Raw genomic sequence first — 12,307 nt, forward strand, 5'->3', positions numbered from 1 at the left:
CACCGCGACGTAGGTGAACACAAATCATGCCCAGCCGGCAGCGTAGCTCGTGATCTCTGTAAGCGTTGTTCCCTTACTCTTCGGAATCGAGGCCAAATCTTTCAGCGACGCTGTCGGCCTGAAATTCGTAGTCTTTCGCGAGATCACGAATACTCGCTGCGAGGCGTACAAAGCCTTGCAGGTCTGCATCCTCCGCCTGACGCCGGTACTGATCAGCAAGCTTTCGTTCCGGTGCACCACTGGGATCAACCCAATGAACTCCGCGAGCATTAAACAAGCCCGTCCGGTAACCCGAGCGAAGTTGTTCGAACTGACTTGAATTCAGCGCCGCTGCCACATCGCGATTTATCCAGAATCCGCTCGGGTCAACGGGAACGTGAATCAGGACCTGTCCGAGTTTAGACAATCCGACTTCCCGATATCCTTGTGATTCAGCCTTTGCGGCAAAACTTTCTAACCAGCTGTTGAAGGAAGCTTCTGAAAAGATGCCGTTGAAACTCTGACCCGGAGGAATTTTCCAGGAGAGTAATAGTCGATAGGACGCCGAGGCTACCCGGCGATCACGCTCCGTGGGCTCTCTCGCAGCTGAACCCTTGGGCCGGTAGATTGTGCCCAATACCTCGAGATAGAAATCTGGGTCGTCGGCGAGCCTCTGTTCGAGCGTTTTTGGAAAGGTTTCACGTCCTGGCTGCACGAGCAGGTCCAGGAATGCCCACTCAATTTGTTCCAAATCGCCCGTCTTAACATTGCTGGTCTCCTGTAAGCGCTTGATCAGGGCCTCCACTTCGTAGGAGTCCGTCCCGACCAGTTTCGTCCCCGTCTTTGCAAGTGCGAGGAGTGCCTTGACCGCATCTCTCGTATCGAGCTTTCCAAACCGGAACATAAAGGAATGTAAGATGTAGATTGCCGGACCTGGTCGGCCATTCGCCAGGAGATTTTTGACGACGTAATGCGTGTCGCGCTGGTTTTCCACGAAACCGATATCCACTGACCTCCAGTAAAGTGATTGCTTCTTGGCCAGCAGTCCCTCGACGATGTCCCATGTTGAGCGCGAGAACGGAAGCGCCGAAAGCACCTTTGCTGCTCCATCCGGGGTCCAATTGCCCAACCCTAGTCGTTCGAGCCATTCGCCATTCTGTGCGGCGTAACTCTGGGCCGCATAGCCCGCGAGAAGATCAAGAAGGTGTGTCTCGTCGGTGTCCGCCCAACGCTGCAGTTCCGCCAATGGCACCAAAGCGTGATCGAGCTTCGCCAGAGCAGCACCGACAGGCCGAGGCTTTTGAACCGACATTGCGAACGAGATTATCCCGGAAAGCCCGCCTGCTTCCCAAATTTCGCCGACAGCCTGCTCTCTCAAACTGTCAATCTTGTCTTGACGCTCTCGCCATGTGCTCTCCCGATCGTATGAAAGGGGATCGGACAAGCCGAAAAGGTCCTTATACCGTATAGCGGGATTTGTGGGGCGTAGCCGGGACGCGAGCGCTTCAATCTCTTGGACGGAGGAAGGCGATATTGCCCAGTCCGCATGCGCGAACGCCTTGTGCTTTCTTGCCGTTTCCTCCAGCACGCTCCAGACGCCTTGATCGCGACCGCTTGCCCGGAGCGCGTCAATATTGACATCAATCAAGTTAATAGCCTGGGTAAAAGCATAAGGGGGAAGGTTGGGCATATGTTCTACGAGGTCCGCGAGATTTTCCGGCCTGGAAGACGCCAAATCCAATAGGCTCTCGGTGTAGATGTTGATCTCGTCGAAGTACTGACGTCTCGTAACCCGCGGGGCCTCGACCGCGCCGAAATCTCGCCACTTCGGGCGGTGGGTTCCGGAAGTGGATTGCATCACCCCCGGAAGCGCTGCGACATATACCTTCCATGCAATTTGAGGGTGTTCATGTCCAAGCGCCCTCAATGCCGCTGCTCGCATCGCGGGAGAGGCAGATGTTTGAGGGTGCCACGGAAGAAAGATGCTTTTGAGCGTCTCGCTCGGCCGATTGGTCCATTGCCCGCCGGGATCAAGCTCATCCAATCTGCCTAAGACCAATGTGACCCGGGGCAAAAACTCCTGCGACCAAGCAAGGTTCTCCAACCCCCACAAGAGGCCAGTAGAAAGGGTTCGCCCTAAGCCCCCACTCACATGTTCTCTGGAGAAGAGGTCACGGATCGTGTCGCCCTCTCGGATTTTTCTTTCAAGTGCAGTGAGAAACTCCTCGGGCGCAGCTTCGGCTAGGACCGCAAGGTCTCGATCAAGGCTAGCAATCCTGATCCAATCGCCTGACTGTAAGCTTTGCGCGACCACGACGCGCGGTACGCGGTTCATCACGTCTTGGCGGCAGTTACGAAGAGCCGCTGGGCGAGTCGCGATGAGCGCGAGCGTATCTGCGAACGACGAACGCAGTTGCCCAGAATAGGCCTCTGCTGCGTCCGGTTCGGCCATTCCGTCCTCGACACGCAGAGATCGATCATCCTCCGAAAATGCCCGCGCAGCGTGGCTCTGAACGAGGTCAAGGTGCCGATCAAAAACATAGGCACCTCCAACGTCCCAGCATTCCCCGCGATCAAGAACGCTCCATACCCCGTTCCTGTGTCGAAGCACGGTGCCAGGTGTGTTCAATTCGACACTGAGTTTCCGAACAAATTCGTCGTACGGTTCTCCTGCGAGGGCGCTGACGTATTCTCGATCAGATCGTGATGCTTCACTCCACGCGCCAATCAACTGTGCGATCGCAACTACAGGATTGTTGGCGTTCGTGGCTCGTATTGTCGACGGCGAGCTTTGAGGAGGAAGAAGTTCCCGCGCTATCGTGACTTCCCGCCTAGCCTGAAACAGCTCCACCAAGTCCTTCGGGAGCGTGTCGATCGTGACCGACCCGGCATTTTGATTGATGTCACTCACCGCTTCGATCAATTGCGCCCATGTTGCGTCCGCGCCGGATACGCCGAACTGCGAGATGATGCAGGTCAAAAACGCTCGATTTACTCCACCGGCGATATCGAGATCATATTGGAGTACGTGGAACGACCGGAGGAACTTCCAAGCTTGTTCGTCTGACACGGCCACCTTTTTGTTGGCGACCTTCAGATGGTGCAGAACGGCGTTTAGTTTTGCCTGCTTGTTCGCACTGCTGAAATTTGCCTGACCGACCTTGCTATAAAAGTCTTCGGCTGTCGCCGAAGTCCGCGCCCATTCCAGCACGGCTCGAAGTTCGAGGTCGTTTCCGCTGAGCGGGCCTGTGATCAGGGCAAATACGTCACCGTCAACTCCCTTGGAAAAGTCAGTCCATGCGGCAAAGATAACTTCGCCGAAGGTCTTGTTGCTGGGGGTGAACGCAACATCGTGCTTGATTTGCCCCAGGAGCCTCGACCGCCGTTGAGCATTAGGTTCGTGTGCCTCGACCACCACGTCATCCGTTTCAAGACCAAGACGCTTCGCTTGCAGATGGACAGCTTTGATTGGCCAAAGTCGTGTGCAAGGTGAAATGCCCCCAGCAAGCATCAGGACCGCAAACGAGGCTTGAACGCGTGTTTCGAAGTTCACGCCGCCGCCACCCGTTGAAAACGGGTTGGAGAGATGCTTGATCTTTGGCTCTGTTTTCTTGGAAGCTTTCTTGGGCTTGCGTACCATTTGGATAGACTTGGTTGTGGTGGGAAATGGCCTTTATTTACAACAATTTTAGGCGGCATCTTCCTCTACCTGCACAACTCAACAGTTTTTTTTAAGGCCTGTGGGAGATGCGTTTGCTGTTCGGTTTTCGTTTGACGCGCCGCGCGGTGCCGCGCGACAGCCGGGCGTGCGTTCGTCGCGGCAAACGGGGGAGACTTCAACCTGCGAAAGAAGTGTGCTCGCTGTGGGTGCGGGACGAGTTCGACCTTGCCGCTAAGCGTGGTCAGACCCATCGCATCGAACCGCATCCATCGCGCAGGCGTGGCCGCTCCCCGTGCGGACGGCCGGGGTTTCGCGCGCGGAGGTGCTCATCCCGCATCGCGGTCCGCGAGGCTCCGTGCCCAGCCCGTTTGCCCTCGATCCGAGGTGGATGATCGCCGTTGGGTATTTCCACGATCGGGTGTACAGTTTTTGACAGCGGGACTGCGGACCCCCAGGTTGGGGACTGCGGCCGCCCGCCCAGGGCTGCTCGGGTCTCGAAATCTCTGGCGGCCTGCCGGCCGGGCGTCTCCGGACCCTCGAACGGCCGTCGCCGAATCGGACGGATTGTCGCCCAGACTGCCGCCCAGTTTTCCGCGTCCGTCGGGCGGCGCTCGCTTACCCCTTATGCGATCGGACAGCGCGGCCGGGTCGAACCACCGGCCAAGCGGTAGAGCGCCGCTTGGCTGATCCAGTTGGCCGCGAACGGCTAGGCTGCGCCCAGCTCTCGGCCTTGCAACCTCTTGAAAATTTTGTTTTTTCTGATACACTAAAGATAGTCGGAGGGTCGACGCAAGACTTCGATCCGACGCCCAGAAACGCCGGCGATACGGGCAGGCACGGCGGAAACTCTGGAAAATGTGGCCCGCCACAAACGTCTGAACCAAGGGCCACCGTGAATCAATCACTTAGCGCCGTGGCCGCCACAACCACTTGGATGAGCCGCCACATACGTCTGCTCCGACGGCCCTTCACCGCCACATTCCCTTGAACAGCCGCACAGTTGCCTGATAACAAAGGGAAAATTCTCGGAATCTCGTGACGATTATGGCGGGCTACGCTGTTCTCAGGCTGGAGCCGAGGGTGCCACGAATGTCTTTATCAGTCGGAAATCATGAACCGCACCTACGAACAACTCATCCCGCGCGCAGAACGAGATAAGCTTGAACAAGCCCTTGGCATGAACGATGGCTATCTCCTCGACTTCTCAGATCGAACTTTTAGCGACTTCTTCTACGAGACATTGTCGATCGACGTTCAAACGCAGACTTCCCTTTTTAACGGGCGAGGAACGTCGAAGGCGAAGCGGTTCCGATCCTTCGTTGAACGCGCACCCTCTGGCACGGTCGCGAAGTTGCTCAGGGAACTGTGGGAATATCGCGGGGCGTCGGGCATGCGGAAGCCTCCGAACGAGAAGGACCTGGAGACCAGTTTTTTCCTGACCGTTAGTCGCTTTGAGGGCGCGAGCCACGATATCGACACTTCAGCGTTTGAGACGTTCGAAGCGAACGAGACTTTGGAAGAACTCGTTGCCTCTATCCGACGTGATCTGGATGCGCGAAAGCCGCACGCGGCATTGGACAGACTTCACACATATTGCATGAAGCGGTTTGCATCGTTGGTGAGTAAGCACGGTGGCGGAGATTGTGGGCTAGACGACCCGCTTCATTCCAGGGTCGGCCGATACGTCAAAGCCCTAAGCTCTCAGAGAAACCTGACCCAAATGTCCGAGCGCATCATCAAGAGTTCAATCAGCGTCTTTGAGGCGATGAACGACCTTAGGAATAACAAGTCGCTCGCGCACGATAATCCAAACCTCGTCGACCCGGATGAAGCGCGTTTCATCTTCGATAGCGTCACTGCCATTCTGCGCTACATCAAGTCGGTAGATGGACGGGCGTTTGAGGAATAGGCGAGGCCGGAATTTTGCCCGCAAACACAAAGGGGGCTCGATCCATTTCTGGAGAGCGCCATTTGAAAAACCTGGACAGCGCCAAGTCACTGCGGCAAGCCATCAATAACGGGTGATGGCCTTTAGATAGGTTGGGGTGATCCCGTTTTCAACGGTCGCCTCTCTCGCTGCGCAAAGGCCGAGCGACGCTACCCGCAGCACTTGGAGGTCCCGTGGCTTGCAGCTCGCGGGGCGTGGTGTCAACGCGACGTGGAGGACCTGCTTTTCAAGTTCGGCCGCGTGTTTCTTCCTCACTGTAGCGGTCAGTCAGGTGCGCTGAAGACCCCTGTCAGCAGGGTGAACATTACGAGTTCTTCGGGACATCCACGACGCGGGCGTAATACGACGGTGGTTTGGTAAAATGCGCCGCGCTACGCCGGAGATGCAGTCGTGCCGCTTTTTCGCCATCCCTAACCGGTTAGCTGTTTGGCAACCGGTGGCTGCTATCGCCTTCTTTATTGCAAGGAGGAGAGTAACGTGCCTCGAATTATCTATCTCAACGAACGCGGATCGGGCTGCTTTGCACTGGAAGCAGACGATGAGGTAATTTGGTCCTATCCCTTTCTCTCTCAAGACCAGGTACTTGAGTTCCTGGAGCTTGATGAAAGCGGCCAAGTTCCAGTGGAATCCTTCAACTGGATTCCTGCGCCTGGAGGGCCTCCTGGCTATAGACTATTCGCCCGTCGAGAATTCAGCGGCCATCTGAGTGTTATAGTCCTTGGGCCGTTCGGCTTGTTGCCTGGCATTTACCCATCCCCAGAAGCAGCCATCGGAGCTGCCGACGAAGACTATAGGACCAATACCGAGGCAAAGCCCATTATTCAGAAAAGCGCCCCGGCTTCGCTCATCTAGCCAGATTCAGCGCGGGGACGGTGGAATCCATAGTCTGGCGCAAGTCAAGCAGACCACTCATAATTAGTTGCCTGATGTGGGGATGTGAGAGTTTTAATTGGCTACCAGAGCCATATATCCTTTCAGCCTCGGAGGCTGCCTCTGCTCGGCTGAGTAGTGCACGATAGGTTTCTAATTGATCTTGAGTCGCGGTACTTATGATGGTCGCGTGGTTACGGTTTATCTGGGCGACCAACGTGCGAACGTTGCCGCATTCGTCGCTGAGTGCCAACGCCTTCAGCATAAAATCCACTGGATTACCCTGCTTTTCGGTGAAATCGTACATACCGCCCTCAAATCCTCCTCTACAGGGTGACTTTCAGGTTCCGCCGGCGCAACGGGCACACTGGCTTTGGTCCACGGAGCTGGAAACCCAACAACCTTGGGCGTTTACCGATTTGCCCGCCATCCCCAGTAATTGAAATGATCTTCGGTATCGGCGAATTGCCGACATGATAACCGCATCGGGACGTTGCGCTCCTACGACAGAAGGGCTTCAGATGGACTTCAGCGCAACCCTCTTTCCAACTCGGCCGCGTGTTCCTTCCTCTCGCTGTAGCGATCCGTCAGATGAGCCGAGGCGTCCCGCGTCAGCAGCGTGAACTTCACCAGCTCCTCGCAGACATCCACAACGCGGTCGTAGTAGGAGGACGGCTTCATGCGGCCGTCGGCGTCGAACTCCTGGTAGGCCTTGGCGACCGACGACTGCATCCAGCGGCCAAGCACGCGAATCTGGTTCAGTGCGTTGAAGGACTGGCTTAGCGATGCCGGGTACTCTGAAGCGGGATGCGTGATCGCCGTCAATAGGAACGGCCTGCAGGGTTGCGGATACAACGGGATGTACAATGTCCTATTGGGTCAGGGAGCATGCACTGTCGATAATTATGCCGACCGGAGTTGGGGGATCAACCAACTCGCTTCATATCGGCCCGGCCTCACTCTCAAAGAACTGGGTGGAGCGGTTGCCAGTGAGGATGCCACATCCCCTCGGTCGATAGTCGGCGCGAAAGCGTCCGCCACGTGCGCGGTCTTCAGTGCGAGTGGGGAAAGGGAAATTGAGCCCTGTGAAGCTACTCTGAACATCAATGCCATCGTAGATAATCGGCGATCAGATCGTTACGAATTCGTATGGCCGAGACCATTCTTGCACGCGACGGCGACTTCTTCACGATAAACGGCAAGCCGTCCATTCCTTACGCCGACGATGGGTATACGCTGTGCGCGCTCAATAGCGAGACACGGAACCGCTTCTGCTTCAAGCTGTGACAGCGCCTCGGACCCACACCGTACTGGGTGCTCATCGAGGAGTGACCGCCTGCTCTGACTTGCGATAGGATTCGAGTTGGTTCGCCACATCGTCCAGCTTCGTGTGTGGCGGAACGAGGTCAATTGCGCGCATCATATCGTCAACCCAATCACCTGTCGAAAGCGCGATCGTCGTCGGGGATGAGGTGAAGTCCCAGAGATCGCCCTTTCCCTTGAGCTCCGAGAACAGCTCTTCGATGGTCCCTGCTGGTTTGTAGAATGTCGTTGGCCCTGTCGTGCCTGGCGAGAATAAACACCATACGAAGCGATCACCGTCCTTCGTTTTGGCGATCGGCATGTAGGCCAGCCACGTTGACACCGTCCCCTGCCCGATCGAGCGAACGCCGAACGCAATCGCGTCCTCACCGTTCTCCATCAGCTGGGAACCTTCGATAAACTCCTCGAGCGAAGACAACGCAATCTGGTAGCCGTCTGAACTGCTTCTACGCCCGAGGTGGTAGTAGCGGTTGACGCATCCGTTCAGGATCATGGAATGCGAAAACGGATATCCATCCCGGATTTGGTACGAGAAGTCATTGTAAGTGATGCCGAGAACACGGACTGCATCTACATCGTCGGCCATATACATCTCGTCGCGGGCTGGAGCGAGCAAGCGAGGCAACTCGGCTGGAACGAGATGGAGACGATCCGCGACTGCTACCAATCGCGCGATACCCAGAACCGCCGCCCTGTAGGCATCCTGTACGAGGGCAGCGTCGTAACTCCCCTCGGGAACGGAGAGATACGGCGCGTGAAATCCCAGTTTCGCTCCCTTCTCAATCGTGCGCGACGGCTTCTGATCGGGGAGAGGATCATCGTCCCCGACAGGAGTCGGGTCTTTCGGAAGATCGACACCCCCGAGAAATGCTACGGCGCAGGCCGAGTAGCAGACGTCCATGTCCCGTACGACGGTGGCGAGACCGTGACGACGGAACGCTAAGGCAAGGTTTAGTCCCTCGTGGTAATCACCGCCTGGACTATCCAGGGCGATGACAATCCGCCGCCAGGGGTCCTGCTGAACGGATATGTCGGCGTCCGCCATCGCTTGCCTTACGCGAGAGCTGTCTCCCTCGACGATATCCCCCTCGAGCCTGAAGCGTACCTCTGGACCGAACTGCCCGTTCGAAATCCCCTCGAACTTGACGTGGGCAGCATGGGAGCTTACCGGAGCCGTTAAGCCCAAGCATGCAAGCATGGCGACGACGGAAAGGCGAAATATCATTTAGCTACACCAGGGCAAAGTTCCTGAAAGACGCTCAACGCGATCGGGTAGCCAGAGGCCGATGAACCGTCGAGTATTTCGCCCGATTTCACGCGGCGCACGACATAGTCGGCCATTAGGTCATCGGACCTCGACTTGCCCTCAAAGACATATCCCTCACCGTAAACGTCGGTCCAGGTCCCCTTTTTACAGTTCGCCGTTACCCTGTCGCCGACCTTTACCGATGCCATCGTCCGTTTGACGCAGGCCATCGAGTAGTCCTGCTTGTATTCAACGCAGTACGCCTTGGCGTCCTTCGGCGTGTGTTCGATCATGATAACGGCCTTCGATGTGCCGATCCCGGTCTTGGAAACGGTCGTCACGTGCATGCCGGCCCGCGATCCGTAATAGATGGAGTGGTCGTCCTGCGCTCGCGCAGGAACAGCGGACAATACCCCCGAGACAGCTACAGCAGCGATCAAAAGCATCCCCCTGAACCTTGCCACCCCGATCAACGCCTGCATGCAATACCTTCCTTAGCCCGCACTGGGCAGCTTCGATTTCACCGCGGACCATGCGTCCGAGACCTTCCTTCCAGCGGATGCGGCTTTCGACGGCTCGGACCCAAGTACCGTCAAAAGGTCCGCCAACTCCGCCTCGACTGCAAGGGGATGCACCTTGGCCGCGTCCATGGCAGCCAAACAGGCTCGTGCCTTCGCTGGCTGACTGAGCGTCGGAATTGCCGTCTCGATATCGTACGTGACTTCACCGAGAGATACGATGTCGTCCGCGAAGCGCGCGTCGATCCAGTCGTTGATCTCGGGAAGCGTGCCGGGAACGGCGGACTTTTTCGCCTCGAGCATCGCGATCTTGGCCTGAACAATCGCCAGAAGCGCGGCACGGAACCGCTCGGTGGACGCCTCAAGGTCGGCAAGCCAGTCGGAAGACAGCAATCGCGTTGCCTGCTCTCTCGTCCAGCCCGCGCCGACCAGTGCGCTGACACCCCCGACACCACTCAGGACCAGCGCTCCAGCCGGGCCGAAAGCCATCAGGCCGATAGCCTTGCCAGACAGCGCGCCAATGGCCGAAAGTCCACCTTTGACGCTGGCATCCATCACGACCGAAAACGGCAGGTCCGACAGGGGCATGCGGCCGCGCCAGACACTGTGGAGGTTTCGCGCCGAGGAAACCGCCATGGCAAAGAACGGCACGTTCACGTCGCCCAACGCCTCGGCGGCTTCGAGGGAGGTTGTCATGACGAGGTCGGCGATCTCGCGATCAAAGCCATCGACATAGAAGACAAGTTTCGCCCATTCCTCCCCGCTGCTGATAACGGCCTCCGCCAATTCGGCATTGGCGTACACAGGCATGTCGGGATACTTGGCGAAATGCGTTCGCAGGCCTTCGAGGCCCTGCAGGCATTTCACCTGAAACGGGACACCGTCCACGAGGAGGTCAAAACCCGCATTGTTCGAGGTCTCCGGAAAGCTGACCACGTGGCCGACTTCCGAAAGACGGGCCGCCACCAGCTGTTCGGAGACATAACCGCGCAGGTTATTGCCTGCTCCCGCCGCAGCTGCCTCGCTCATCGATCCGACGCGCTCGGCAAACACACCGAACTTGAAGATGTCTCCGAGGTCTTCAGATCGCGAGAAGTCGGCCGCGGCAAGAACCATCGGATCGATGGATACTGCGTTGTAGAGCATGTCACCCGCCGAGAGAGCCGTTACAGCGGCCATTTCCAGCGCATCGCCGCGGTTCTTCGAGAGTACGCCCGTAAGCAGGTCGCTTTGCCGCTCGGAGACGAGCGCTCCGGTCCTCAGGTCGCCTAGTGCACTTGGCAAACGCCCTCTGGTCGCCTTAGCGATGGCCGCGTTCCGGGTCATGTTTTCGGCCATGGTCGACGAGGACACCGACGCTAGGTCAGCTCTGGCCGCGGTTCGGAAATCGTTCAATACAACCGCCAGGCCGTCCCATTCTGCCGACAGCCCACGAAGGGATAACTGGACCGAAACGATAGCGGCGAGCTTGGCAGCCTGCCCGCCGTTCACGTAGTTGTTTGCCAGGTATCCGATACCGATGACGGCCGGGATACTGAATAGCGGGTTCGCGAGCATGAAGAGCGTCGACACCACGGCTGGCCCGCTCATGAACGGGATAAACGCCGAGGCCTGGGCGGCGAGGATGTAGGCGCTGAACCCGGCCAGATTCACGCCCATGCCGATGGAGAACGCAGCGGTTCCTGTCGCGAGTACCGTAAATGCTGCCCGATCTCCTGCCGTCAGGGCATCCCGCATAGGGTCATCCCGTAGCTCAGGTGGCAGGCTTCGAATATGGTCGCGGACGCGCTGGCCAAGTGCGCTCGCCAGTTCTTCCGGAATCTCACCGGATGTCGCCGCCTCGGCCACTGCCTTGGCGACGAGTTGTGCCTGATCGGCGACCAGGGAAGCGAAATCCTGGTGGGAACGACCGCCTAGCGTCTTTACTGCCTGCCAGGCTTTCTGGATGCCCGTCTGCGGCACGTTCTCGCTGTCGTCTGAGACAGGCACGGACATCACCGACGATGCCTTGTGTGCCACACCCGCGCCAACCGCGTTGGCCCTTCTCGACGACAATGGAAGGACGGTGTCGAGATCGAGGGCCTCCGCGATCCTTACCCACAGGCGAACCCGCAGCGCGCGGTCTGGGATATTGGACGCATACAATTCGTCGGCGGCGAGCTTTAGCCGACGGGCGAAAGCCGTGGCATCTGACGACTCGGCATTCTTCTGAAAGCGGGACAACATATCGCTGACACGGTCCATGGACATGGACAACAGCGTCGTGGCCTCGAAGCTTGCGATGAGATTGCACAGTTCGCGGCGATCAAGCGCCCCGAGACCCGAGAAAATCGTCCATGGCGGTACGTACAATTCTTTCCCCCTAAGCACCCGCATTTTCATGCCGGATTGCTCCCGGGTTGTCTAATGATTTCCGAGAGTTGTCGCAGCCTAATCCCGTCCGAATGAATCGCGTGTTCTCAGCCGTTCTTCAGCTTCACGGTCATGACCTTGTTCTGCCCGCCTACACGTTCCACCTCGAGTATGCCGGAAGCCTCCGCCAGATCGCTGAGCCTCGCGTATCCGTAGTTTCTGGCATCGAAATCGGCTGACTGCTTCGACAGGTGTGCACCGACCCGCGCAAGGTGGGCTCGGCCATCGTCATCCGCAGATGCTTCCACCGCCTTGCGGAGCATCGTTAGGGCAGCCTTGTCCAGCTTGCCGCTTGCGGCTACGCCCTGCGATGCCGCGCCCTTGTCCGCCTCCGGCATGACGGCAAGACA

At 57.8% G+C, this 12,307-nt stretch carries 9 protein-coding genes and 1 pseudogene; 3 read left to right on the plus strand and 7 right to left on the minus strand.

What is annotated here, in order from left to right:
* Positions 1 to 73 precede the first annotated feature (73 nt).
* Complete coding sequence (locus ACXAGF_RS13120) at positions 74 to 3,619, minus strand: hypothetical protein (RefSeq protein ID WP_475017680.1); 3,546 nt, start codon at positions 3,617 to 3,619, stop codon at positions 74 to 76.
* A 1,132-nt stretch (positions 3,620 to 4,751) separates the two neighbouring features.
* Here ACXAGF_RS13120 and ACXAGF_RS13125 point away from each other — a divergent pair.
* Together ACXAGF_RS13125 and ACXAGF_RS13130 are read left to right on the plus strand one after the other, a co-directional pair.
* On the plus strand, positions 4,752 to 5,549 hold the full coding sequence (locus tag ACXAGF_RS13125; RefSeq protein ID WP_475017681.1) for an abortive infection family protein: 798 nt from the start codon (positions 4,752 to 4,754) through the stop codon (positions 5,547 to 5,549).
* A 516-nt stretch (positions 5,550 to 6,065) separates the two neighbouring features.
* On the plus strand, positions 6,066 to 6,440 hold the full coding sequence (locus ACXAGF_RS13130; protein WP_475017684.1) for a hypothetical protein: 375 nt from the start codon (positions 6,066 to 6,068) through the stop codon (positions 6,438 to 6,440).
* Here ACXAGF_RS13130 and ACXAGF_RS13135 read toward each other — a convergent pair.
* Both ACXAGF_RS13135 and ACXAGF_RS13140 read right to left on the minus strand, forming a co-directional pair.
* Entirely contained in the window at positions 6,433 to 6,765 is a 333-nt protein-coding gene (locus ACXAGF_RS13135; protein WP_475017686.1) for a hypothetical protein, read from the minus strand. The genes ACXAGF_RS13130 and ACXAGF_RS13135 overlap by 8 nt on opposite strands.
* Before the next feature lie 210 nt (positions 6,766 to 6,975).
* Positions 6,976 to 7,238 (minus strand): annotated as a pseudogene (locus ACXAGF_RS13140) (arsenical resistance protein ArsH); the annotation flags it as partial.
* A 369-nt stretch (positions 7,239 to 7,607) separates the two neighbouring features.
* Between ACXAGF_RS13140 and ACXAGF_RS13145 the strand changes: the two are divergent.
* Positions 7,608 to 7,745 carry a hypothetical protein gene (locus ACXAGF_RS13145; protein ID WP_475017688.1) on the plus strand — a complete coding sequence of 46 codons (138 nt, stop codon included), beginning with the start codon at positions 7,608 to 7,610 and terminating at the stop codon, positions 7,743 to 7,745.
* A gap of 31 nt (positions 7,746 to 7,776) precedes the next feature.
* Here the strand turns inward: ACXAGF_RS13145 and ACXAGF_RS13150 are convergent, their stop codons facing one another.
* From ACXAGF_RS13150 to ACXAGF_RS13165, 4 genes are all read right to left on the minus strand, one after another.
* Positions 7,777 to 8,826 (minus strand): hypothetical protein, encoded by a 1,050-nt coding sequence (locus ACXAGF_RS13150; RefSeq protein WP_475017691.1) that lies wholly within the window; start codon positions 8,824 to 8,826, stop codon positions 7,777 to 7,779.
* A 176-nt stretch (positions 8,827 to 9,002) separates the two neighbouring features.
* Positions 9,003 to 9,509 (minus strand): hypothetical protein, encoded by a 507-nt coding sequence (locus ACXAGF_RS13155; RefSeq protein WP_475017692.1) that lies wholly within the window; start codon positions 9,507 to 9,509, stop codon positions 9,003 to 9,005.
* Positions 9,510 to 9,521: 12 nt separating this feature from the next.
* A complete protein-coding gene (locus ACXAGF_RS13160; protein ID WP_475017694.1) occupies positions 9,522 to 11,927 on the minus strand; it encodes a hypothetical protein in 2,406 nt (801 codons plus the stop codon).
* Positions 11,928 to 12,004: 77 nt separating this feature from the next.
* Positions 12,005 to 12,295 carry an OST-HTH/LOTUS domain-containing protein gene (locus tag ACXAGF_RS13165; protein WP_475017696.1) on the minus strand — a complete coding sequence of 97 codons (291 nt, stop codon included), beginning with the start codon at positions 12,293 to 12,295 and terminating at the stop codon, positions 12,005 to 12,007.
* Between the last annotated feature and the right edge of the window lie 12 nt (positions 12,296 to 12,307).

This window comes from Mycoplana sp. ABR4_002, assembly GCF_056159645.1.